22 protein-coding genes are annotated in these 22941 nt (G+C 45.4%); 7 read left to right on the plus strand and 15 right to left on the minus strand.

Annotated features, from left to right (window positions below):
- Nucleotides 1-32: 32 nt before the first annotated feature.
- A complete protein-coding gene (gene miaE / locus H6G17_RS03880; protein ID WP_192154338.1) occupies nucleotides 33-638 on the minus strand; it encodes a tRNA isopentenyl-2-thiomethyl-A-37 hydroxylase MiaE in 606 nt (201 codons plus the stop codon).
- A 162-nt stretch (nucleotides 639-800) separates the two neighbouring features.
- On the opposite strand from miaE, the gene H6G17_RS03885 reads away from it, so the two are divergent.
- Nucleotides 801-1541: a metallophosphoesterase family protein gene (locus H6G17_RS03885; RefSeq protein ID WP_015154015.1), complete on the plus strand. Its 741-nt coding sequence runs from the start codon at nucleotides 801-803 to the stop codon at nucleotides 1539-1541.
- 33 nt (nucleotides 1542-1574) lie between these two features.
- On the opposite strand, the gene H6G17_RS03890 is transcribed toward H6G17_RS03885, so the two are convergent.
- Nucleotides 1575-2429, minus strand: a complete 855-nt coding sequence (locus H6G17_RS03890) for a M48 family metallopeptidase (RefSeq protein WP_192154340.1) — start codon at nucleotides 2427-2429, stop codon at nucleotides 1575-1577.
- 300 nt (nucleotides 2430-2729) lie between these two features.
- Between H6G17_RS03890 and H6G17_RS03895 the strand changes: the two genes are divergently transcribed.
- Nucleotides 2730-3260, plus strand: a complete 531-nt coding sequence (locus H6G17_RS03895; RefSeq protein WP_015154017.1) for a DUF4330 domain-containing protein — start codon at nucleotides 2730-2732, stop codon at nucleotides 3258-3260.
- Between the two features lie 53 nt (nucleotides 3261-3313).
- Here the strand turns inward: H6G17_RS03895 and H6G17_RS03900 are convergent, their stop codons facing one another.
- Together H6G17_RS03900 and H6G17_RS03905 are read right to left on the minus strand one after the other, a co-directional pair.
- Nucleotides 3314-4231 carry an alpha/beta hydrolase gene (locus H6G17_RS03900; protein WP_192154342.1) on the minus strand — a complete coding sequence of 306 codons (918 nt, stop codon included), beginning with the start codon at nucleotides 4229-4231 and terminating at the stop codon, nucleotides 3314-3316.
- A gap of 80 nt (nucleotides 4232-4311) precedes the next feature.
- Complete coding sequence (locus H6G17_RS03905) at nucleotides 4312-4824, minus strand: hypothetical protein (RefSeq protein ID WP_192154344.1); 513 nt, start codon at nucleotides 4822-4824, stop codon at nucleotides 4312-4314.
- 104 nt (nucleotides 4825-4928) lie between these two features.
- On the opposite strand from H6G17_RS03905, the gene H6G17_RS03910 reads away from it, so the two are divergent.
- Nucleotides 4929-5654 (plus strand): polysaccharide deacetylase family protein, encoded by a 726-nt coding sequence (locus H6G17_RS03910; RefSeq protein WP_192154346.1) that lies wholly within the window; start codon nucleotides 4929-4931, stop codon nucleotides 5652-5654.
- 701 nt (nucleotides 5655-6355) lie between these two features.
- On the opposite strand, the gene H6G17_RS03915 is transcribed toward H6G17_RS03910, so the two are convergent.
- Nucleotides 6356-6508 carry a hypothetical protein gene (locus H6G17_RS03915; RefSeq protein WP_192154348.1) on the minus strand — a complete coding sequence of 51 codons (153 nt, stop codon included), beginning with the start codon at nucleotides 6506-6508 and terminating at the stop codon, nucleotides 6356-6358.
- Between H6G17_RS03915 and rpoD the strand changes: the two genes are divergently transcribed.
- Nucleotides 6507-7685: an RNA polymerase sigma factor RpoD gene (gene rpoD / locus H6G17_RS03920; RefSeq protein ID WP_192154350.1), complete on the plus strand. Its 1179-nt coding sequence runs from the start codon at nucleotides 6507-6509 to the stop codon at nucleotides 7683-7685. The genes H6G17_RS03915 and rpoD overlap by 2 nt on opposite strands.
- Nucleotides 7686-7870: 185 nt before the next feature.
- On the opposite strand, the gene H6G17_RS03925 is transcribed toward rpoD, so the two are convergent.
- The 8 genes from H6G17_RS03925 to H6G17_RS03960 form a co-directional block, all read right to left on the minus strand.
- The gene (locus tag H6G17_RS03925; protein ID WP_015154022.1) at nucleotides 7871-8050 is read right to left on the minus strand and encodes a chlorophyll a/b-binding protein; all 180 of its coding nucleotides are present in this window, start codon (nucleotides 8048-8050) and stop codon (nucleotides 7871-7873) included.
- 272 nt (nucleotides 8051-8322) lie between these two features.
- Complete coding sequence (locus H6G17_RS03930; protein WP_192154352.1) at nucleotides 8323-8463, minus strand: chlorophyll a/b-binding protein; 141 nt, start codon at nucleotides 8461-8463, stop codon at nucleotides 8323-8325.
- Between the two features lie 207 nt (nucleotides 8464-8670).
- On the minus strand, nucleotides 8671-9996 hold the full coding sequence (locus H6G17_RS33885) for an ATP-binding cassette domain-containing protein (RefSeq protein ID WP_192154356.1): 1326 nt from the start codon (nucleotides 9994-9996) through the stop codon (nucleotides 8671-8673).
- A gap of 138 nt (nucleotides 9997-10134) precedes the next feature.
- The gene (locus H6G17_RS03940; protein ID WP_192154358.1) at nucleotides 10135-11613 is read right to left on the minus strand and encodes a gamma-aminobutyraldehyde dehydrogenase; all 1479 of its coding nucleotides are present in this window, start codon (nucleotides 11611-11613) and stop codon (nucleotides 10135-10137) included.
- A gap of 113 nt (nucleotides 11614-11726) precedes the next feature.
- On the minus strand, nucleotides 11727-12449 hold the full coding sequence (locus tag H6G17_RS03945; RefSeq protein WP_242038226.1) for an ABC transporter permease: 723 nt from the start codon (nucleotides 12447-12449) through the stop codon (nucleotides 11727-11729).
- Between the two features lie 169 nt (nucleotides 12450-12618).
- Nucleotides 12619-13494, minus strand: a complete 876-nt coding sequence (locus H6G17_RS03950; protein ID WP_192154362.1) for an ABC transporter permease — start codon at nucleotides 13492-13494, stop codon at nucleotides 12619-12621.
- Between the two features lie 98 nt (nucleotides 13495-13592).
- Nucleotides 13593-13805, minus strand: a complete 213-nt coding sequence (gene thiS, locus H6G17_RS03955; protein ID WP_192154364.1) for a sulfur carrier protein ThiS — start codon at nucleotides 13803-13805, stop codon at nucleotides 13593-13595.
- A 35-nt stretch (nucleotides 13806-13840) separates the two neighbouring features.
- Complete coding sequence (locus tag H6G17_RS03960) at nucleotides 13841-14872, minus strand: thiamine phosphate synthase (RefSeq protein ID WP_192154366.1); 1032 nt, start codon at nucleotides 14870-14872, stop codon at nucleotides 13841-13843.
- Nucleotides 14873-15199: 327 nt separating this feature from the next.
- Here H6G17_RS03960 and H6G17_RS03965 point away from each other — a divergent pair, with 327 nt between their 5' ends.
- A complete protein-coding gene (locus H6G17_RS03965) occupies nucleotides 15200-17209 on the plus strand; it encodes a DUF1565 domain-containing protein (RefSeq protein ID WP_192154368.1) in 2010 nt (669 codons plus the stop codon).
- Between the two features lie 141 nt (nucleotides 17210-17350).
- Here H6G17_RS03965 and H6G17_RS03970 read toward each other — a convergent pair whose 3' ends face one another.
- A complete protein-coding gene (locus H6G17_RS03970) occupies nucleotides 17351-18457 on the minus strand; it encodes a hypothetical protein (protein ID WP_199316483.1) in 1107 nt (368 codons plus the stop codon).
- Between the two features lie 108 nt (nucleotides 18458-18565).
- Entirely contained in the window at nucleotides 18566-19957 is a 1392-nt protein-coding gene (locus H6G17_RS03975) for a malic enzyme-like NAD(P)-binding protein (protein ID WP_192154372.1), read from the minus strand.
- 197 nt (nucleotides 19958-20154) lie between these two features.
- Here H6G17_RS03975 and lepB point away from each other — a divergent pair, with 197 nt between their 5' ends.
- Complete coding sequence (lepB, locus tag H6G17_RS03980) at nucleotides 20155-20733, plus strand: signal peptidase I (protein ID WP_192154374.1); 579 nt, start codon at nucleotides 20155-20157, stop codon at nucleotides 20731-20733.
- Nucleotides 20734-20919: 186 nt separating this feature from the next.
- Complete coding sequence (locus tag H6G17_RS03985) at nucleotides 20920-22935, plus strand: long-chain fatty acid--CoA ligase (protein WP_192154656.1); 2016 nt, start codon at nucleotides 20920-20922, stop codon at nucleotides 22933-22935.
- Nucleotides 22936-22941: the final 6 nt, after the last annotated feature.

The following is a 22941-nucleotide window of genomic DNA, read 5'->3' on the forward strand; positions in this document are numbered from 1 at the left end:
CAAATGACGAATGACCAATGACCAATGACCAACTAACTATGTATCCTCGGTTGAGGATGTAAAGTTAATAATAACTGACTCTCTACTACAGCTAATTCTTCTAGTCTTTGGGTGAACACAGCGCGATCGAAATAAGTCTCTGCCAAAATCCAATACGTCCCAAAATGTCTAGCTTCCGAAGCCATCAAACCGCGATAAAATTTAGCTAGCTCTGGTTCTGGGCAATGGGTGGCTAAAAGTCCTAACCGTTCGTGACTGCGAGCTTCAATCAAACCAGAGACGAGCAAAGAATCCAACATCCGTTCTGGCTCTTTGGCACGAATTTGCGCCTTTAACCCCGCGCCGTAAGGAGGTGGTGCTAAAGGTGCTAGAGGAATTCCCCGCCGTTCCAACCATTGGTTCACCTGCTCGAAGTGTTCCAATTCTTCCCGGGCGATCGCTGTTAGCGATCGAACTAATTTTTGGCTCGAAGGGTAACGAAATATTAAATTTAGAGCTACCCCAGCTGCTTTGCGTTCGCATTGGGAATGATCCAATAAGATGGTATCCAAGTTAGCGATCGCTTGTTCTACCCAATCCTCAGTGGTTGGGACGACTAGAGCGTTAATTCTGGCGAATGTTAAATCGGCTACATTCATACTTACTTAATTTCACTAGAGCTGATTTTTTTGGCTTAAGCCATAATTAAAATGAAAGATTAATATTTTTCAAACATTCTTCACCCATTCTTTAACCAATATCTCCTTGAGTACAGATAGGCTGGAATCAACAAGCGGTATTATTGTTAACCCAAAACTTCTATGAGCGCAGCGCACCAACGTCGCATTATTATCGGTGATGTGCACGGTCACTATGACGGACTGATGATTTTGCTTGAGGCGATCGCCCCTGGCGCAGCCGATGAAGTTTATTTCTTGGGAGACCTAATCGATCGCGGACCGCAAAGCGCACAAGTCGTTGATTTTGTCAAGCAAAGTCCTTACTATTGTTTGCTTGGCAATCACGAACAAATGCTGCTAGATGTGTTGACTAAACGCGCTTCCAATCAAATTCGCCAAGCTTGGCTTTATAGCGGCGGATATGAGACTTTAAGCAGTTACAAAACAGCCACTATTCCTCGCGATCATATCGAATGGCTGCAAACCTTGCCTACTCACCTCGACTTAGGCGATATTTGGTTAGCTCATGCTGGACTCGATCCCAGGCTTCCCTTGGAAGAGCAGTCAGTCGAACAATTTTGTTGGGTGCGGCAGGAATTCCACAGCATGAAGCAGCCCTTCTTTGAAAACAAACTCATTATTGTCGGTCATACAATCACGTTTACCCTACCAGGAGTACGCCCTGGAGAACTTGCCCAAGGACAAGGTTGGTTGGATATCGATACTGGTGCTTATCATCCCAGAAGCGGTTGGCTCACAGCAGTTGATATCAACAATCAGATTGTTTATCAAGTCGATGTCTACGATAAGCTAGTTCGGACATTGCCTCTGTCAGAAGCAGCAATCCGCATCAATCCCGCCCAGGTATTAGCAAGATTGTAGAGACACTCTACCGAACATCTCTACAAATAAAAATTAACGTAATAGCGGGCGAATTCTAGCTCTGTAAGCGGCGCTATCTAACCCATCGCCCTCATCTGCCGCTTGAGAATCGATCGCTTCTCTGAGTCTGGCAATACGGCTCTGAGTGGCTGGGTGAGTACTCAAAACAGCAGGTGTGGAACCACCTTTCTTCAATAATTTCTCCATAAAAGAAACCATTGCTTCTCGATTGTAGCCAGCTCGTCCTAAAATCTCTAGCCCTGTCGTATCTGCTTCGTACTCATCTTTACGACTATTAGGACGGCGCAAAGCCAGATCGACACCAATCGCCACAGCTCGGTTACGGTTTAAGCCAGCCGCAGTTGCCAGTCCCCCGGCGATCGCCGTGCTACGCATTTGCTTAATCAAATGACGATTGGTAATGTGACCGATTTCGTGACCTAGTACGCTCGCTAATTCTGCTTCGTTATCGGCAGTACGCAGCAATTCGGTGGTGACGTAGACAAAACCCCCAGCCGTAGCAAAGGCATTGACGCTGTTATTATCTACAATTTGAAACTGGTAAGGAAGATTAGGGCGATCGCTCTCGGCGGCTACCCGTTCTCCTACCCGTTCTACATAGCGATTGACGCTCGCGTTGCGATAGAGACGAAATTCTTTCCCAACCATCTGTTGGTTAATTTGCTTGCCTAACTCGACTTCCTCTTCCTCAGAAACATCAGACAGTTGGATGATTTGCGCTCCCTGTTGAATGAGATCGAACCAGGAAATGGCTTTTGCCAAGCCAGCCGAACCGATCAGTAAGCCGATGACTACTGATAGTGATATGAGCGGATAAAGCCAGCGACGCTGGATGCGACGAGAGAACGAAAAGAATAGGTTGAACATCGCCGGGAATTGTTGTTTGAAAGACGGAAAAATTTTTAAACTTGCTGTAATGATAGACGGGCAAAAAAGCTTTTGGTTGCCATATCTGGGAATGAGAAAGGGGACTCCGTGGTTCAAGGGGGACAATGGGAAGAAATATAGTCTCCCCGATTCTTGTCTATTCAAATCGTAAAATATCTCTCATCGCAGTAGAATCGTGCTACCCTTTCATTGACCAGCGACCAGCAACCAGTTAATTTTGACTTTTGACTTTTGACTTTTGACTTGTTTCCCCTTGTTCCCTCGTCTCTTCCTCTAAGTATGAAAATTTTAGATTCCCAAGGGCGTTTATTTGGTAAGGTTAGTCTCCTCGATATCGGAGCAGCTTTAGTCATCTTCTTGGTAGTGGTGGGGATCTTTTTCTTCCCTGGCACTTCGGGAGCGCAAATTGGCGTGACTACCAAACCTGTAGAAATTGATGTGATTGTGCGGGGTTTGAGCGTGCGCGATCCGCAACAGCTATTTGAGCAGGGACTAAAGCCAGGTGGAAAAACCAACATCATTATCCGCAATCAGCCTTACGGTCAGGTAGGCGTGAAAGCTGTTAAACAACTACCGAGAACCACCCTCGTACCTCAACCTGATGGCTCCGTGAAAGTTTTGCCCGATCCACGCGAAAATCAATACATCATGGATATGGTCGTCACTTTAGAAGGCAACGCTCAATTAACCAAAAATGGTCCAGTTATTGGTAACAGCAAACTTAAAATTGGCATTCCTGCTCAGCTAGAAGGCTTTAACTATGATTTTACTGGTGGTGTCATCGCTCTAAGATTTCCAGAAAAAGGATGAATGAGAATTCGGAATTGAGAGTGGAGACGCAAGAATTTGCATCCGTAAAGAGTTTATACAACAGCAGCTACAGAGCTAGTTAAGGAAGGTAAAAATTGCCGAATCAGTCCGATTGTTACGGCTGGAAGTTCTAGCTGTGGTGTCAAGCCGACCTCTGGTAATTTTTGAAAAATTTTAATGGCTTGAGGATTGATCTGGGCAAATCGCTGTCCGATTTCTGGGGAAGTGAATTCAGATTTTTGTCCCCAGATGATGGCTGTAGGAACGGTCAGTTGGGGAATATAGAGAGATAAGTCGAAGCACAAGTCGCCACGGACAAAAGATAAGGCGGCGTACTCAGCGTTTGGTTGAGTCGCAGATTCGAGGTAAGCAGCGACTATTTCTTCATAAATCCGATTGGGTTGGGCAAACTGGCGCTGTTCTAAGAAACTACGAATCCCGTTACTCGTAGCAACTCCCGTGCTGTAAAGTAGGCGATCGAGAATGGGAACGCTGACGATCTGGGCAAAGAAACTACGGGAATAGTTTTCGCCAAAATCAGATAGTCCGGCAGGTGTAGTCAAGATTAAAGACTGAAATAATTCTGGACGAGCGATCGCTACTCTAACGACCATCGCTGCTGTCAGGGAGGAAGCAATAACTGTCACCGCACCCTGACAAGTCTGTTCTAAAAATTCCGCGATCGTCGTGAGATAATCTTCAACGCGATAACTCCGTGCTGGATGCTCAGAGCGTCCCCAGCCAATTAAATCGGGTGCGACGATGCGATACTCAGCCGCAAAAGCCGGATAAACCTTCGACCATTCGTAAGCTGAAGACCCGCCACCAAAACCATGTATGAAAACGAGAGTTGGTTTGTCAGTATTATCGGCTCCATCTTTCAACCAAGGTTCTCCAGCATCGGTATAGTAAACCATTCTGCCTAGAGAGGTCATCACAGAACGCTGTTCAAATCCAGGTGGTAAAAACATAATTTGTTATTGGTCATTGGTCATGGGTCATTTGCAAGTAGCTAGCCACCAGCCACTAGTCACTAGTCACTGATAACTAGTCACTGATTCACGGGTTCTGCTTTTTCTACTGATTTATCGGTGACTCCCAAAGTCAGTTTTAGGGGCGTGCGCGTGGGGTAAGCTTTGACCACTTGGCGATAGACTTGATAGTTTGTCGGTAAAGATACTTGGCGATCGCCTTGGGGATAACTAAATTGATACTCCACAGATTTGATTAACTCTGGAGTACTCGCTCGTTCACCCGATTTCTTTCTTTGTTCTACCTCATCTACTGTAGGGCGTGGCGGTAGAGCCGCCCACCACAGTCCTCGGTCGTCGGGACCAGTCACCGCACCCATTGGTTTAATTCCATTACGATTGATTAAGGACGTGGAAGCAAAAGTTTCAAATCGAGGTGATTTGTTATTAAGGTCGATGGCATACTTGACTTGCCAAGTGTAAATTGTTTTTGCAGTAGCTTCGTATTGGTCAATTGTTAGATTAGAACAACCACTTAGGGCGATCGCGATCGCACCCCCCACTACCATTAGTCGATACCAAGAATTGCTCATCAGTTATCAGTTATCAGTTATCAGTTATCAGCGAGTCGGGAAATTTTAACTTTTGACTTTTGACTTTTAACTTTCCCTACTCCCTACTCCCTACTCCCTCATTAATGCAGCTAGCGCCCTTCTTACCCCTAATGTATCGAATTCTCAAGCCGTCGTTTCCTAGTTGCTTGTGGTCTGGTCACGATCGCGCCCGCTCGATTGCTTTGACTTTCGATGATGGTCCCCATCCTTCCCATACGCCTAAGTTACTAGAAGTTTTAGACCGCTATGCCATCCCTGCTAGTTTTTTTTGGCTGGGTGCTTGCGTTCGACGCTCTCCTGAGCTTGCCAAAGCAATTTACCAACGAGGACATTGGATCGGTAATCACGGCTACGATCATCGCTCTTTTCCCATGCTGACACCTACCGAATTGCAACACAGCCTGGTAGCTACCCAAGAGGCGATCGCGACTGCTTGTGACTTGCCTACTGCTCGCGTGCGTGATGTCCGTCCGCCAAATGGTTTATTTACGCCTCAAACCTTAAACTTGTTACATCAATGGGACTACAGACCCGTAATGTGGAGTGTGGTTCCTGAAGATTGGGTTCGTCCTGGGGTGGCTGTTGTCGTTCAACGGGTCATGCAGCAGGTACAAAACGGTTCGCTGATCGTACTGCATGATGGTGCTTGTGGTGGTGCAGATGTTGCCGATATTGCTGCTCTCTTAATTCCTCAATTGTTAAGCATGGGTTACGAATTGGTCACGATCGATACCTTGTGGCAACAATCTCTATCCCTTACGAGTCAAGGTTTTTCGTCTTCTTTAACTAGTGGCGATCGATCTTTTTGACACAAATTTAGTGAATTTCTCGTGAGGGAAGCTGTCATCTGCCTTCAGTATTAATTACAATGACAGAGAAAAGTTTATTAGTTTGTCAAGAACACGTAGGTTGAAATATCCGTACAACCTCAGTTAACTTGTGATTATGATTGACGATCGAATCAGTTGCATCTCAATCAAAATTAGAACATTTGCACTAAGTGGTAAGTTTGATGTTTTGGAAAATGCCAAAACCTATTTCCGCACCAGTGCAGAGTTACTGGTACTACTATTGTCAATCGCGCTTAGGGGACACATGAACGACTAAACAAGGCTGAATAGGTGGTCTAGACTATTTTTCCTCGCAAAACACGCAATGACAAAAAATGCTCTGCTCCTGTTGTCTTACACTACTAAGCATTGCACTTCACCATCAATTTGCACTCTGCAACCTGGGTAGATCTACGCGATTTTTCTCCAGATTACGGAAGACAAATTTAAGATGTAATTCGTAGGTGTAAATACAAATTGGGAAACGATTGAACTTGTCTTGACCTTCTGACTTCAAAATTAGAACACTAAATCTGCCCAAATTTTGTGAAACAGGCTACAATCGGAACGGTCTTCATTACCTAAGAGATAAATAGCTATTGGTGCATCTATCCAAGGCTATGTCTATTGAATTGAGCAGAGCTTATTTTAGACCAATCGGTTAATCTCAAAGTATGTTTTCAGGCAAGAATCCTACCACCATATCGTTCGGATCTGCCCATGAATCTTCCCGACAGAGAATCTTTTTGCAGCCAGTCGCTAGCTGATGCAATGAGAGCAATTTTTAAGTGACTAAATGTTTGTTGAATCAAGGAGCATGAGGAACGCGGCATGAACCAGGCTAACAACGTACTACTCGAAAATATTCAACAGTCTGAACCCCAAATGGCTCGCCAGTCTGATTTCGAGCGTGATTTTGACTTTTCATTAGAAGAAGCAGAAGAGTTACAAAGCTTAGAAGTAGATGATAGTGACGGATTTTTAGAAGTTCAGCCTGACGAGGATGACGCTAAGCCTGGGAAAGGTGGAAAAACCCGTCGGCGGACGCAAACAAAGAAAAAACAATATACCGAAGACTCGATTCGCCTTTACTTACAAGAAATCGGTAGAATTCGCCTCCTGCGGGCAGACGAAGAGATTGAATTAGCACGAAAAATTGCCGATTTACTAGAACTAGAGCGAATTCGAGAAAAGTTATCCGATCGATTAGATCGCGAACCGCAAGACAGTGAATGGGCGGAAGCAGTTAAGCAGAATTTACCTGCATTTCGCTATCGTTTGCACGTCGGACGGCGGGCTAAGGACAAGATGGTGCAGTCAAATTTGCGCCTAGTGGTTTCGATCGCTAAAAAATATATGAATCGCGGGCTGTCGTTCCAAGACTTGATTCAGGAAGGTTCTTTAGGTTTGATTCGGGCAGCTGAGAAGTTCGACCACGAAAAAGGCTATAAGTTTTCTACCTACGCTACATGGTGGATTCGCCAAGCAATTACTCGCGCTATTGCCGATCAATCTCGTACTATTCGCCTGCCAGTCCACCTCTACGAAACTATTTCCCGCATTAAAAAAACCACTAAATTGCTATCGCAAGAAATGGGTCGCAAGCCAACCGAAGAGGAAATTGCTACCCGCATGGAAATGACAATTGAAAAGCTGCGGTTTATTGCTAAATCAGCTCAGCTACCAATTTCATTAGAAACGCCCATCGGTAAGGAAGAAGATTCCCGACTGGGCGATTTTATTGAATCGGATGGAGAAACGCCAGAAGATCAGGTTTCTAAGAATTTATTGCGCGAAGACTTAGAAAAAGTTTTGGATAGTCTCAGCCCACGGGAAAGAGACGTGTTGCGTTTGCGCTATGGCTTAGATGACGGTCGAATGAAAACGCTAGAAGAGATAGGTCAGATCTTTAACGTGACTCGCGAAAGAATCCGTCAAATCGAAGCAAAAGCTTTACGTAAACTTCGCCATCCCAACCGTAATAGCGTGTTGAAAGAATATATTAGATGAAGTCGGAAGCCAGAAGTCAGAAGTCGGAATTAAAGATTTTTAGATGTATCTAGACTAACTTCTGGTTTTGAAGAGAAGAATGCATGATTGGTGTGAAGATAGTTGTGGATTATCTTCACATAAAAAAAGACTTGGAAATGCCTGTTTCCAAGTCTTTTTGTTGCTTTAAATCTAACACCACAGATTTACAGAATTCCCCAGAAGTGAAGGAAACCTTGACCTGAGAACAATTCGATCGCAACAGCTGCTAGGAAACCGATCATTGCTAAACGACCGTTCCAAATTTCAGCTTGTGGTGTGAAACCCCAACGCCATGCGTTGCGATCGTCAATGATTGGTGTGGTAACTTTAGTTGTGTCTTGCATGATTGATGCTCCTAAATTGGTACTTCAGTCAGAAAAATGTAACTTTTTATTTACTTATATAAACTAATATAACAATTACTTGATGGAGATGCAACAGCTTAAACGAAATTTACTGGCAAAAAGTCGGACTGAAGCAAAGAAAATCTAACCAAAATCAAAAAATCAGCTAGCGTACATTCAAATCGCATCGTGCTGTCCGAGCGGACAAGATGCCCACTCCACAAAAGCCAGAACATTCGCTAACCAAAAACGAGTGGTTGCCTAGCCTTACACTATCGGTAAAGAAATAAAGCAATAAAAAAGCCCACCATTGCCAAGCGACCATTCCAGAGTTCTGCTTGAGGGGTGAAACCCCAGCGCCATGCATTGCGATCTTCCATCGCTGTAGTGGCAAGTTTTGTAGTATCTTGCATACTTCTATCTCCAGTTAGCCCTGACTCATTAAGAATTACAACAGAATATGTAAATTAATGTAAAAAATCAAGATTCTGCTGCGCTCTATCTTAAGGAGGAGATAGGTAGTTGTCAGTTATCAGTTATCAGTTATCAGTGACCAGTGACTAGTGGCTGGTGACTAGCAAAAAGTCAAGCTACTGGTTCCACCAGCCACTAGCCACTCACTACTCTCTACTGACTACCAGATTAGTTGCTGGATCGAAAAAGTGAATTTTTTCTGGGTGAAGCGATAGCCACAATTGTTCACCAATGTTCACCGTCCGCTCTGGTGGAATACGTACTTGTAACGGAGTAGGAGTAGCATTAGCCGCAGCCGTAGTGGTGACAAAGAGGTAGGTTTCGTTGCCCAAAGCTTCCACTAGCTCGACTTGTACGGGGAGATTATGAGGTGCGGCGCTACTCAAATTTAGGTGTTCTGGTCGAATGCCCAAAATTAAATCTCGTCCATCATACTTCTGTAAAGTAGATGCCCAAACTTCGGGAAGATTGAGACGAAATAGGGGATGGACGATCGCCGAAGCTTGAAAGTGAACTGAGAGAAAGTTCATTGGTGGCGAACCGATGAATTCAGCCACAAACTTAGTCGCAGGGTGATTGTAAAGCTCTAGCGGACGAGCGACTTGCTCGATTTGTCCTTGGTGCATCACAGCAATGCGATCGCCCATTGTCATTGCTTCTGTTTGATCGTGGGTGACATAGATTGTTGTCGTTCCCAGCTGACGTTGCAGTTTGACAATTTGAGCGCGGGTTTCTGCTCGTAATTTTGCATCTAGATTGGAAAGGGGTTCGTCCATCAAAAAGACTTGGGGGTTGCGGGCGATCGCTCTACCGAGAGCTACCCTTTGCTTTTGTCCCCCCGATAGCTGTTTTGGCAAGCGCTGCAAAAAAGATTCAATTTGTAACAATGTTGCAACACTCCTGACTCGCTGGTCGATCGCCCGTTCCCTTGCCGTCATGTAACGCAATCCTTTCGGCAATCTGCTCGTCATCCCTACTAGGACATTTTGGATCTGAAGCGGAATTTTTGTCCCCTCTGCTCCTTCAGCTCCCTCAGCTTTAGTACGTCGCAGTCCAAAAGCAATATTGTCATACACCGACATATGGGGATAGAGAGCGTAATTTTGAAACACCATCGCGATGTCTCGTGCTTTAGGCGGAAGTTGGTTGACCAAACGATCGCCAACCCAGATGTTGCCTGAACTTAACTCTTCCAACCCGGCGATCGAGCGCAACAGCGTACTTTTACCGCAGCCTGAAGGTCCAACCAGCACCATAAACTCGCCATCCTCAATAGTGAGGTTAATTGAGCGCAAGACATCGACATTTTCTGCTTGCTTTGGTACTTTCTCCACCTGCGACTTAGATGGAACTTCCATTGCAGGTGTAACCTCAACCGGAGCGAGTAGATCTGCTGTCATTGGGACTACAGCGCGATCGCCAGGACGAGAGGGAAAGCTTTTGTAAACGTTTTCTAGTGTGACTGCTGCCATGGGTGAGGGAATCGGGAGTCGGGAGTCGGGAGAAGAGAGAGTCGCGGAGCAAATCAAAAGTCAAAATTCAAAAGTCAAAATTAATTCCGTCCCCACACCCCACGCACCACACCCCACACCCTGTTCACTGATAACTGATTAAGCATCGCCGAATACTGTAAAGTGCCAGGGTTTTTTGACTGCGCCGCTGAGGTCGAACATAACGTGTTTGGCAATTGTATATTCATCAAAAGCGTAACGTGAGAGGTCTTTGCCGAAGCCGGACTCTTTAAAGCCACCGTGGGGCATTTCAGAAGCCAGGGGCAAATGGTCGTTAATCCATACCGTGCCAAATTGTAGCGCACTCGCAACGCGCCATGCTTTAGCAGAGTCTTTCGTCCACACAGAGGCAGCCAAACCGTATTTCACGTCATTAGCAACTGCGATCGCCTCTGCCTCGGAGTCAATCGAATTTACCACAACGACAGGACCAAATACCTCTTCTTGCATAATTTCGCTTTGAGTGGCAGCTTGGCAAAATATCGTCGGCTGGTAGAAAAAGCCTTTACCTTCAGGTATTCCACCTGGTAAGTGCGCGGTAATTCCATCCGCCCTGGCTCTTTCTACAAATCCATGCACTCGTTGGCGTTGGTCAGATGAGATTAATGGACCCATATCTGTTGTTTCTGCTTGTGGCGTTCCCAGGCGGATCTGTTGTGACAGTTCGGTAAAAGCCGATAAGAAATTTTGATAGCGAGAGCGTTCTACTAAAATTCGCGTGGCTGCCGTACAATCTTGTCCTGTATTAATATAAGCGCCAACGACTGCACCTCTAGCTGCTGCTTCGATGTCTGCATCAGCAAACACGACAAAGGGAGCTTTTCCGCCTAATTCTAAATGCACTCGCGTCACTTTCTGGGCTGCTAGTTCCATAATCCGCTTACCCGTGCGGGTAGAACCAGTAAACGAAACCATTCGCACGTCGGCATGATTGACCAGAGGTTCTCCTACCCCTGGACCTTTACCTGTTACGACATTGATGACTCCTGACGGAAAGCCAACTTCTAAAGCTGTTTGAGCCAGCATTATAGTTGTTAGAGGAGTTTGGGGTGCGGGTTTGATGACAACGGTATTACCCGCTGCAACTGCTGGGGCAATTTTCCATGCTGCCATCATGATTGGATAATTCCAAGGGGCAATGGAAGCAACTACACCAATTGGTTCGCGACGGATAGCAGAAGTGTAGCCAGGAACGAACTCTTTAGCCGCAATTCCCTCTACTACTCTGGCTTGTGCGGCAAAGTAGCGAATATTATCGATCGCAAAGGGAATATCGCCGTTAGCTGCTAGTTTTATTGGTTTACCGACATTAAGGCTTTCAGTTTGTGCTAGTGTTTCTGCTTTTGCTTCTAAAGCATCGGCAAGTTTGTACAGCAATGCACTCCGTTCGCCTGGAGAGAGGCTAGACCATGAAGGAAAAGCTTGTTTTGCTGCCTCTACAGCTTTATTCACATCAGCATAATCTGCTTGCGGGACTTCCGCGATCGCTTCTTCTGTGGCAGGATTGATGACCGTTTCCCAGTTAGCACTCACCGCTGCCACTGCTTCCCCGCCGATAATCATCTTATGTTGTTCCATAATCCCCTCAGTTATTCAGTTATCAGCAAAGAGCGGGAGTCGGGAGTCGGGAATTGGTAATGGGTAGTTTCTTCTCCCTTGTTTCCCTTGTCTCCCTTGTCTCCCTTGTCCCCTCACTCCTCACTCCTCACCCCTAACCACTGGCTCAACAGCACCAAACCGACTGAAAATAAAAGAATTAGTGTTACTGTAGCGTTAATTTCTGGGGTCATACCAAAACGCAGTCGCGCCCATATTTCCATTGGTAGTGTATTATCCTGCCCTGTGAGGAAGATTGTCACGACGATCTCATCAAAACTTAGGGTAAAGGCAAGTAAGGTGGCTGAAATCAGAGCCGAACGTAACCCAGGAAATACCACTTTCCAAAACGCTTCCCAAGGGGAAGAACCTAAATCGGCGGCGGCTTCTTCCAAACTGCGGGGTAGGCGGGCAATTCGGGCGGCGACAGTGTTAAATACAACCGGAAAGCCAAACGTGGCATGACCGATGATGACAGTCATTAATCCCAAGGGTAAGTCTATTGCCGAAAAGAAGCTGAGCATGGCTACCCCCGTGACAATTCCAGGCAGAACAATCGGTAAGATAACTGCGGCGCGGAAGAAGTTTTTGCCAAAGAATTGATATCGCTGGATGGCTAAAGCTGCCAAAGTTCCTAAAGTTGCAGCAATAGTACAAGATGCGATCGCCACTTTTAAACTATTCAATAATCCTATTTGTAGTTGTTCGTCCTGCAAAGCCTTGACGTACCAATCTAGCGTCCAACCGTGAATTGGTAGAGATAGCACTCTCCCCTGACTGAAGCTAAAGATAGCGATCGTCAGGATAGGCAAATACATGAATAAATAGATTATTAGTGTAACTGTGCCAAAAATTAGTTTAGGGAGTCGTAGGGGCGGGTTCACACAGAATCTCTATTTAGTACGAAGTTTTTTGGTAAGATCGCCCGTACAGGAGTCGGGAGTCGAGAGCGTTCAATTCCGAATTCCTTTATGTCTCCTACTAACTTCATAAGTTTTCTAAAGCACCTTTGCGGGAGACGATCGCTATCAGTCCAAATATTAACAACAATACTACCATTGCTAAAGCAGAACCAAGAGGCCAGTTATCAGCGACACCAAATTGATTGGCGACAATATTACCAATCAAAATATCTCCTGCCCCACCCACTAAGGAAGGGGTAATATAATCTCCCATTGTCAAACTGAATACTGATAGCGAACCTGCTAAAAACCCTGGCAAAACTAGAGGAAAAGTAACTCTACGAAAAGTGTATAAAGGATTTCCTCCTAAATCTGCCGATGCTTCTAGTAAGTTACTAGGTAATCTTTCAAAGGCAGTTACCAAAGGTAAGATCGTAAATGGTAGCCATACGTAGCAGAGAGTCACAACCATCGAGAATTGATTGTAGAGAAATAGAGAAGAAGGCTGGGACAGTATACCTAGAGATATTAGTAAGCTATTGAGTACGCCGTTGTAGCCTAAAATAATTCGCCACGCAAAGACGCGCACGAGATAACTAGACCACAGCGGCAAGAGAATTAAGATTGTTAGTAATTGTTTATATTTTCCTGCATACTTAGTCAGAAAGTAGGCAACTGGAAAAGCTAATAAAGTATCAATTATAGTGACAGCGATCGCAACGTATAGAGTACGAATAACTGTATTGCGGTAGCCAGAATTAGTTACGATTTGGGCAAAATTTTCCCAGGTGAAACGAGGAATAATCTCCACATATTGGTGCTGCATGAAAGCATAACTGAGGAGTATGGTTAGGGGAATGAAATAAAACCCTAACATCCATAAGCAAGGAGGCAAAAAATTGACCCAAAAATTTGCTGGTTTAATAGCAGTTTTTGATTGGACTGTTATGGTTGCGTCCATTAAGAAAGTCAAAAGTTAAAATTCAAAAGTCAAAACTAATTGGTCGCTATTCACTTTTCGCTATTCGCCGGTCACTGATAACTGATAATTGATAACTGTCAGCCGCCACCAACAATTGTAACGACTTCTAGGCGATCGCCTGCTTGCAGTTGCGTATTCTCCCAAAATTGACGGTGCAAAATTTCGCCGTTGTATTCTACTGCGACCAAGCGCGGGTTAAAACCGAGTTGTTCTAGCGCCTCTGGAAGTCGAGCAGTATTAGCACAATTACGAGTTTCTCCATTCACTTGTAAGCTAATTTGTTCGGTCATAAATCTCGATTAACTCCTATTTATGGAGTCTTTATTTATGGAGTTGTACGTGGTTGTACGCGGGCGAGCTGTGCTAAAAAATACTGCGTTACTAGAGTGGGTTGCTCGGCTCGCACGATCGCTCTTACGACTGCAACTCTCTGCGCCCCTGCGTTTAGCACTTCATTCACATTGTTAACGTCTATGCCACCGATCGCAAACCAGGGAATGGAAACATTTTTAGCCACATGGCAAATATATTCTAATCCTACTGGGGTTTTGCCTGCTTTTGTCGGCGTTTCGTAGACCGGACCTACACCAATATAATCGGCTCCTTCCTGAATTGCCCGTTGCATTTCTTCTGGATTTGTGGTAGAGCGTCCGATAATTTTCTGGGGTCCAAGGAGTTGACGGGCGATCGCGATGGGCATATCCTGTTGTCCTAGATGCACTCCATCGGCATCTACTGCCAAAGCAAGATCGATGCGATCGTTGACTAAAAAAATTGCCCCGTATTGGTGACAGAGTTGACGTAATTGTCGAGCAGTCTCCAGGCGATCGAGATCTGCGGTATCCTTATCGCGGTACTGTACGAGGCTCAGTCCTCCTTGTAGTGCTGCTTCTACTACATGAAACAGCCCCTCTATCGGAGAAGTCACTAAATATAAGTACGATTGCGCTAGTCGTTGGTGTCGTTGATAACCTAGTAAGTGACTTTCTAGGATATAAACTCGATAACGCATCTGTTTAAAGGCAGCTCCCATTTTCGGATTGTAGAGCTTGCTATATTCTTCTACAACCCGCAAAGCTTCTTCTACTCGGCAGAAATTGGCTTGCAGCAAAGTTCCCAAGCCAGATCGTCGCTCCTCTTGGGGATGAGTCAGTTCTGTCCCGGGATCGTCAGGAGTGTTTCGTGCCGAGCGTAAATCTAGAGTATGCCAGCTGGCTAGCTCTTGGCGTAACTGCTTGCATTCGTCGCTGAATTGGCTGCTATTCAATCCAAATCGACACCATTCTTCTACAATCCGCAAGCCTTCACGGGCGCGGTCTAAATTTGCATCCAAAATTCGGCAGACAGCTGGCTGCACTTGTCCTCTCCCGTTTCGTAGCTACTTGACTGAGAACAGACCATTTGATGTTCTAATCGTAACAGTCCCTTCTCAGTTTACGACAGTCGGGAATCGGGAATTGTGAAGTCGGAGGACAAGGGGGACAAGGGGGAGAAGAGGGACAAGGGGAACAAGGGGGACAAGGGAGCAACTACCAACTACCAATTACCAATTACCTCTTGACTTTTAGACTCTTTAGATATATAAGGAGGCAGAACAAGTCAAAAAAGAAAAAAGCTAAACTTTGTTGCCATTGAAAATTTGGTGGTAGGGTTCTGCGTCTGTGTGAGAAGGAGTGCCGTGAGTATGAAAAGTGTCCGAGGCGATCGCCATCCCTATTTATCCATCCCGACGATGGCGCAGAAATCTTGCATTCACGGTTTATTCTTAAGTGCCACTAGAATTAGTCTAACTATATTTTTCTGGCTGTGTTTCAGTCATGTAGGTGTTGCTATTCCACCGCTGCAACTGACGCAAACCCCTACTAGCGAATCTCAAACTGCGAAGAAAGTTATATTTGTCAATCCTACAGCTGGTGAGAATGGCAATGGCAGTGAAAGCAGTCCTTTTAAAACGATTGCTCAAGCCCTTCAACAAGCTGAATCCAATGCCATCATTAAACTAGCGGCGGGAACTTATAGCAGAGAATCTGGTGAGACATTTCCGCTTAGACTTAAACCAGGAGTTACTCTTGAAGGTGACTCTAGCAGCCAGGGTAGCAATATTGTTATCAAAGGTGGGGGAATGTACATGAGTCCTACCTTTGCGCGTCAGGATGTAGCAATTTTAGGGGCGGATGAAGCCGGATTGACGGGAATAACAGTCACGAATCCCAACCCACGCGGTTATGGATTATGGATTGAGTCATGCAGTCCGGCGATCGCGGATAATACTTTTACTGGTAGCAGCCACGATGGAATTTCCATCACGGGTGATAGTGTGCCCATCATCCGCAACAACCGCTTTATTCAAAATGGCGCGAATGGAATTACAGTTTACGGAATTTCCAAACCAGAGATCCGCGCTAATGTCTTTGAGCGAACTGGTTATGGCATTAATGTTGCTCAACGAGCTGCACCATTAATTATAGAGAATCAAATTATTAATAATCGGGCTGGTGTCGTGTCTCAAGCTTTCACAAAACCAGTCTTACGCAATAACATTATCGAGGGTAATAAAGAAGATGGTGTCGTGGCGATCGCCAACAGTCAACCCAATTTAGGCACACCAACCGAACCAGGTAACAATCAATTTCGCCAAAATGGTCGTTATGACATCAATAGCAGCGCTGCCAAGCGAGTTACAATCTCTGCGGTAGGCAATCAAGTTACCGCAGCTCGTTCCATTGGTAATATCGATTTTGCAGGAACGAGTAATGTTGCCTCAAATTCGGGAGTCGAGAATCGTAGGGGCGGGTTTAGCGAAAGTGCCACCGATGAAGCGATAAATCTTGGTTCAAAACCCGCCCGCACAGGAGTCGTAGGGGCGGGTTTACCAGAAGATCCTGTGCGCAAACCTACAATTCCATCAAACCCGCCCGCACGAGAGTCTTTGATTCCGAATTCCGAAGTCAAGCAGGCGGATGACGAGGTTTCCTCGTCATTAAAGCCGCGTCGAATTCCGAATTCTCCTCCAGCTTCTCAACCAGCATTACAAGTTGTAGAAATTCCCGTACCGCTACCGGAGTCGGAATCAGCGCCAGTTCAAAAGAAGCCCGATCAAAAGCCAAAGAAGCCTTCAGCATCTAAGCCTAGCAAACCTGCATCACAAAACCAATCTCCAAAAGTAGCGATAGCAACGACAAAACCTAAGCCCGAAGTAGCAAAAGCTCCTGCAACTAAACCCAAGCCTGAAGCAACAAAAGCCCCTGCTACAAATAAGAAGCAACCACTTGCTGCCAACCCTCAAACTGAAGTGGAAATTCCTGTCAGCCGATCGCAGCCACTAGCAAAAGGCGATACGATAACTCAAGGCTTACCAACTTTAAAACCAGCTGCCGTCAATCCTAACGAATTGTTACCCGTTCCCGATGGTGACATACCTTCTAGTAGCGATCGCCCTGCCCGAATTGCTGCGGTATCGTCGCAGTCTAACTCTTCTCAGGTGGAAAGTTTGCGCTATCGAGTCTTGGTAGAAGCAGCAAACGCACCTACACAAGAAAAAGTGCGATCGCTCGTTCCTGGTTCGTTTCGGGTTGTTGCTAAGGGTAAAACAATTATGCAAGCGGGCGCGTTTAGCGATCGCTCTAAGGCTGATGAAGTCGCGCAGTTACTTACTAGCAATGGGTTAAAAGCTAAAGTTGAGCAGATGAATTAATTTAACACTAGGATATATAGCAATCCAAATTGATTTGCGATCGTTTTCCGTGTAGAGACGTTACAAGTAACGTCTCTACACGGGCTAATGCTAAAAGGATAAGAATAAGATTCAAAACTATGTAATAGAAATCTTCAATTTTTACAATAATTGTATTTCACCTATTGCCCATTCAATTACTTCTAAAAATTGTTTTAAGATACTTTCTTCTGTTAGTACTGATAACGGAATATACCAATAGTACGGGTTGACAGACAGTGCTTTACCTACAATAGAAGTCAGACGATTAAGCAGTTCATTCTTGGTTTCTGGCAGATTGAACGGAGCTTCATTTGCAGAAATTTCAACTGTGCCACTTGTCCAAACTACAAAAAACTTCTTCTTTTCTCCTTTGGGAGTGACAATTCTTGGTGTGAAAGAACCAGATTGATTTCCTTGACCCCATGTATGAGATAAATTTTTACAGCTCGCCCAATCAAGGATTGTTTGAGTAGTCTTTGCTATGTCAACTCCTTGTTTTATTTCTATTTCTTCAATAAAATTTGTTTCATTCCACTGTCTAACCTCTCGCGCAAAACTACTAATTTTCTTACCTTTTACTGCTGTTGTCTGACCGATAACTCTAGGAATGAGAACTTTTAAATTTTGCCCTTCAAATTTCTTAATCTCAACTCCTATAACCTCTACTGGGTTCATCTGCTTATTTAAAAATTCTATAATTCGCTGAAGTTCAGATGGAATTTTATCAGCTACAAATAATAAACGAATTTTACCTATCTGCAAATTATTTTTAACTCTTTGCCAAAAACTAGAGATTTGAATATCATCTTCAATAAGATCGAATAATGTTGGGCGATCGAGTACAAGGAAATGCGATAACAATGTGTTAGGTTCTAAACCTCTAATCTGACAATTTGCTTCAAACTGAGCAATGATTTTTTCAATTGACCAATAAACTACAGCATGAGATGCATAATCTAGCATCTGACCGACAACCTCTCGCCGAATCCGAGTATCACAACTGCGCTTGACTTCCACAATTGTAGGAATTCCGTCTTGGTCGAGAAACAAATGATCGACAAACCAGCGTCTATATCCATCTTCTTCTGAAGGAACTTCCATTTCTGGTTTTATTAATAACCAGCGTCGCGGTGTCGTGCTGTCTATTTGATCTCCAGCCAGAAGGCTGGGATAATCTACTAACAATTTTTGTAGTAAAGCTTCTGAGTTATAGGCTTGTTCCGTCATTTCTACTAATCGCTCGTCATCCTGAATTAAATAAATGCCACCAGTCATAAAAATTCTTCTGTGTTGACATATATATAATTCCCACTCTCATAAAGCGAAATATAAATATTAACAACGTGCAATTCCCTCCTGACGGGCGGCGCGTTGCACAGCCGCCGCTACAGTAGGAACAACTCTAGCGTCAAATATAGAGGGAATAATAAGTTCGCGGTTGAGTTCTGTGGGTGTTACTAAAGAAGCGATCGCCTGTGCTGCTTCTAAACACATCATGGTAGTTATTGTCTTAGCACGACAGTCTAAAGCACCGCGAAATATCCCAGGAAATGCCAGAATACTATCGATCTGATTTGGGTAGTCGCTGCGCCCCGTTGCTATGACTGCAACATCATCAGTCACAAGTTCTGGCTGTATTTCAGGGACGGGATTTGCCATCGCCATCACAATTGGATTTTTTGCCATCGATCGCACCATATCTCGCGTTAATATACCTGGGGCGCTAACACCGATAAATATGTCAGTACCGACTAAAGCACCTGCCAAACTTCCCATTTGACTGACAGCAAATTCTTGCTTTTGGGCAGTTAAATCTTGACGCTGCGTGGAAAGAATCCCTTTGGAATCGCACATTAAAATGTGGACAGCACCAGCGTTTTTCAAAAGACGCGCGATCGCGACTCCCGCCACCCCTGCACCGTTAATAACGATCCTCACTTCCGCTATTGACTTATTAACTAACTTTAAAGCATTAATCAACGCCGCTAGCGTTGCGATCGCCGTTCCTTGTCGATCGCCGTGAAACACGGGAATGTCTAATTCTTGCCGCAGCCGTCGTTCGATCTCAAAACAGCGCGGGGCAGTAATATTCTCTAAGTTTACGCCACCGAATACCGGAGCAATTTTTTTCACAGTAGCGATCGTTGCTTCTGTATCCTGAGTCGCCAAACAAATTGGAAAAGCATTCATCCCAGCAAATTCTTTCAAGATCGCGGCTTTGCCTTCCATGACAGGTAATGCCCCCGCTGCACCCAGATTTCCCAATTCTAAAACTGCACTCCCATCTGTGACGATCGCCACGGTATTCTGTTTAATTGTCAGACTGTACACCTGTTCTGGATCGCGGGCGATCGCCAAGCAAACTCGCCCCACTCCTGGCGTGTATGCCATTGCCAAATCATCTTGACTTTTGAGCGGAATTCTGCTGTTGACGGAGATTTTGCCACCACGGTGCAAATTAAAAGTGCGATCGTAGACATTAATCACTTCAATTTCTGGTAATACCCGTACTGCCTGCACGATCGCCTCAGCCTGTTCCGCGCTAGAAGCATCTACAGTCAAATCGCGAATTGCCTGCGATCGCGTGCGTTCCACCAGATCGATTTGACCGAGAGTTCCACCAAAAGAGGCGATCGCTTGAGTCACGCTAGCCAACATCCCAACGCGATTGGGAATCTGCAAGCGTAGCGTCAAACTGAAACTAGGATTTGGAGTTGGGTTAACCATAATGAGGGGGACAAGGGAGACAAGGGGGACAAGGAAGACATGGGGGACATGGGGAATAACTACAACCACCAATTACCAATTACCAATTACCAATTACCAACTACCCTGATAACTGCAATCGGGAACCAAGAAATATAACTTCAGTCATAGCTAACCAGTTATTGTACTTATAACCTGCATTTAGCCTGCGTTTGCCAATGCCTAAACGGAATCTCCAACAGCCAAAGCCAGAGAATTTGTGGATAGAGGGACTGAAAACTGTAGGTCTGAGCTTGTTTTTAGCATTTGGAATTCGTGCTGGTGTCGCCCAGTCTTTTTTTATTCCTTCTGGTTCGATGGAACCAACTCTAGCAGTTGACGATCGCCTGATGGTAGATAAACTCAGCTACCGCTTTCAAGCACCTCAAAGAGGCGACATTGTAGTATTTCAACCACCCCCTGCTGCAATCTCTGCGTGTGGATTGCCATCTAACTCGCAAGACTCGTTTATCAAGCGAATTGTGGGACTTCCTGGGGAACGAGTCGCAGTAAAAGCGGGACAAGTGTATATCAACGATCGCCCTCTAGCAGAAAACTATATCGCCAGCAAACCAGATTACGAGCGATCGGTTCGAGTTATCCCGCCGAATTCTTACTTGGTACTGGGAGATAATCGTAACAATAGCTGTGACGGACACGAATGGGGCTTCGTCAAGCGCGATCGCATTATTGGTAAAGCGATCGTCCGTTTCTATCCTTTCGATCGCATTGGTATTTTTAGTCGCAATCGCTCTTGAGTAGTGGGTGATGAGGCGGGAGTTGGCAGGGGCGCACAGCTATGCGCCCCTACCGACAACTGAATTAGTAGACAGCAATGCTTGTGTCCTAACTTAATAGCTCAAATGCATCTATCGCAAGGTAAGTTGTATGTATACAGGACTGCCAACGAACTTTACCAGCGATTGAGTTTTGTCGCACGAGTTATGTCGCACAACCGCCCCTCTAACTTCTATTTCAACTTAACCGAGCGAGAACGCTCGAATTTAAAACGCACGGTCGATTATTCCAGCGTGCAGTCACTACCAGAAATTTGGGCGATCGCGGTTAAAAAATTCGGCAATACCGTGGCGCTGCACGATCCCCACGTCGAGCCAGAGACTATTTTTACCTACAATCAGCTGTACCAGCACATTCAAATCTTTGCCGCAGGGTTGCAAGCGCTAGGGGTAACAGCAGGCGATCGGGTGGGACTCATAGCTGATAATAGTCCGCGCTGGATGATTGCCGATCAAGGAATATTAACCGCTGGGGGAGTAGATGTCGTGCGTAGCTCCCAAGCGGAAAAACAAGAATTACTATACATTTTGGAACATAGCGGCAGTACAACACTGGTAGTAGAAGACCGCAAGACTTTAAGTAAAGTGCGCGAAGGCTTGGACAGACTACCGATTCATTTGGTGGTGTTGCTGTCAGACGAAATCCTAGACGAAAGCGACTCGCTCAAAATCATGAATTTCTCTCAACTGATGGCGGTGGGAGAAAATCAACCACTCCAACCAGTGGCGCAGAATCGGGATACCCTTGCCACCCTGATGTACACTTCTGGGACGACAGGTAAGCCTAAAGGTGTAATGCTGTCTCACGGAAATTTGCTGCATCAAGTTACGTCATTTGGCGCAGTCGTACAACCAGAAATTGGCGATCGCATTCTCAGTATTTTACCTGTCTGGCACTGTTACGAGCGAAGTGTCGAATATTTCCTCCTTTCTCAAGGTTGTACGCAAATATACACGAATATTCGTCACGTCAAAGCAGACTTAAAAGCATTTAAACCTCGCCTCATGGTCGGCGTTCCTCGATTGTGGGAATCGATTTACGAAGGGGTGCAAAAACAGTTCCGCGACCAACCCGTTAAAAAACAACGTCTGATTTATTCCCTGTTGAATATTAGTCAACGTTACATAAAAGCACGGCGAATTGTTCGAGGATTAGCATTAGATAACCTCTATCCTTCCCCCCTGCAACGCCTGCAAGCGGGGATTCAAACCGCAGTTTTAGCACCGATTCACAATCTTGCAGATCGTTTAGTCTACAAGCAGGTGCGGGAAGCAACGGGAGGACGGATTAGGCAAGTGATTAGCGGTGGTGGTTCCCTTGCCATCCACCTGGAAAACTTTTTTGAAATTGTTGGTGTCGAAATTTTAGTAGGTTACGGTTTAACTGAAACCTCCCCCGTTACCCACGTCCGCCGTCCTTGGCGCAATCTGCGCGGTTCTTCTGGATTGCCAATGGCAGGCACGGAAGCCAAAATTGTCGATCCTGAAACGCGCCAGACCCTAAAACCAATGCAGCGCGGCTTGGTATTAATCCGAGGACCCCAGGTGATGCAGGGTTACTACAAAAACCCAGAGGCGACAGCCAAAGCGATCGATCCCGAAGGTTGGTTCGATACTGGAGATTTAGGTCTAATTACACCAAAAAACGACATCGTGCTGACAGGTAGAGCAAAAGATACGATTGTCTTGTCTAACGGTGAAAACATCGAACCGCAGCCAATCGAAGATGCGTGTCTGCGCAGTCCTTACATCGACCAAATTATGGTAGTCGGACAAGACCAGCGATCGCTCGGAGCCTTAATCGTCCCTAACTTAGAAGCATTGCAGCAGTGGGTAGTCTCTCAGAATTTGCAATTGGCTTTACCAGAGGTAAAACAAGGGGGGCAAGGGGGAACTCCCGACTCCCGTACGGGCGGGTTTGGAAACCCGCCCCTACAACCAATCGATCTCAACCATTCAACAATCCAAAACCTATTCCGCCAAGAGTTAACGCGGGAAGTCCAAGACCGTCCAGGGTATCGTCCCGACGATCGCATCAGTACATATCAGCTGATTTTAGAGCCATTTTCAATTGAGAATGGAATGTTAACCCAAACCTTAAAAATTCGCCGACCCGTTGTCATGGAGCGCTATCACGATATGATTGACGGGATGTTTGGGTAATCTTAG

It is taken from the genome of Chroococcidiopsis sp. [FACHB-1243], from assembly GCF_014696895.1.
Taxonomy (GTDB): Bacteria; Cyanobacteriota; Cyanobacteriia; order Cyanobacteriales; family Chroococcidiopsidaceae; genus Chroococcidiopsis.

What these genes read in the sequence shown, in the direction of transcription:
- lepB (WP_192154374.1), top strand. Translation starts at nt 20,155, where the DNA reads ATGCCTAAACGGAATCTCCAACAGCCAAAGCCAGAGAATTTGTGGATA.
- H6G17_RS03950 (WP_192154362.1), bottom strand. Translation starts at nt 13,494, where the DNA reads ATGGACGCAACCATAACAGTCCAATCAAAAACTGCTATTAAACCAGCA.
- H6G17_RS03900 (WP_192154342.1), bottom strand. Translation starts at nt 4,231, where the DNA reads ATGTTTTTACCACCTGGATTTGAACAGCGTTCTGTGATGACCTCTCTA.
- H6G17_RS03885 (WP_015154015.1), top strand. Translation starts at nt 801, where the DNA reads ATGAGCGCAGCGCACCAACGTCGCATTATTATCGGTGATGTGCACGGT.
- H6G17_RS03975 (WP_192154372.1), bottom strand. Translation starts at nt 19,957, where the DNA reads ATGGTTAACCCAACTCCAAATCCTAGTTTCAGTTTGACGCTACGCTTG.
- H6G17_RS03925 (WP_015154022.1), bottom strand. Translation starts at nt 8,050, where the DNA reads ATGCAAGACACAACTAAAGTTACCACACCAATCATTGACGATCGCAAC.
- H6G17_RS03985 (WP_192154656.1), top strand. Translation starts at nt 20,920, where the DNA reads ATGTCGCACAACCGCCCCTCTAACTTCTATTTCAACTTAACCGAGCGA.
- H6G17_RS03915 (WP_192154348.1), bottom strand. Translation starts at nt 6,508, where the DNA reads ATGCCGCGTTCCTCATGCTCCTTGATTCAACAAACATTTAGTCACTTA.
- H6G17_RS03895 (WP_015154017.1), top strand. Translation starts at nt 2,730, where the DNA reads ATGAAAATTTTAGATTCCCAAGGGCGTTTATTTGGTAAGGTTAGTCTC.
- H6G17_RS03940 (WP_192154358.1), bottom strand. Translation starts at nt 11,613, where the DNA reads ATGGAACAACATAAGATGATTATCGGCGGGGAAGCAGTGGCAGCGGTG.
- H6G17_RS33885 (WP_192154356.1), bottom strand. Translation starts at nt 9,996, where the DNA reads ATGGCAGCAGTCACACTAGAAAACGTTTACAAAAGCTTTCCCTCTCGT.
- H6G17_RS03930 (WP_192154352.1), bottom strand. Translation starts at nt 8,463, where the DNA reads ATGCAAGATACTACAAAACTTGCCACTACAGCGATGGAAGATCGCAAT.
- miaE (WP_192154338.1), bottom strand. Translation starts at nt 638, where the DNA reads ATGAATGTAGCCGATTTAACATTCGCCAGAATTAACGCTCTAGTCGTC.
- H6G17_RS03910 (WP_192154346.1), top strand. Translation starts at nt 4,929, where the DNA reads ATGCAGCTAGCGCCCTTCTTACCCCTAATGTATCGAATTCTCAAGCCG.
- thiS (WP_192154364.1), bottom strand. Translation starts at nt 13,805, where the DNA reads ATGACCGAACAAATTAGCTTACAAGTGAATGGAGAAACTCGTAATTGT.
- rpoD (WP_192154350.1), top strand. Translation starts at nt 6,507, where the DNA reads ATGAACCAGGCTAACAACGTACTACTCGAAAATATTCAACAGTCTGAA.
- H6G17_RS03965 (WP_192154368.1), top strand. Translation starts at nt 15,200, where the DNA reads ATGAAAAGTGTCCGAGGCGATCGCCATCCCTATTTATCCATCCCGACG.
- H6G17_RS03970 (WP_199316483.1), bottom strand. Translation starts at nt 18,457, where the DNA reads ATGACGGAACAAGCCTATAACTCAGAAGCTTTACTACAAAAATTGTTA.
- H6G17_RS03945 (WP_242038226.1), bottom strand. Translation starts at nt 12,449, where the DNA reads ATGTATTTGCCTATCCTGACGATCGCTATCTTTAGCTTCAGTCAGGGG.
- H6G17_RS03890 (WP_192154340.1), bottom strand. Translation starts at nt 2,429, where the DNA reads ATGTTCAACCTATTCTTTTCGTTCTCTCGTCGCATCCAGCGTCGCTGG.
- H6G17_RS03905 (WP_192154344.1), bottom strand. Translation starts at nt 4,824, where the DNA reads ATGAGCAATTCTTGGTATCGACTAATGGTAGTGGGGGGTGCGATCGCG.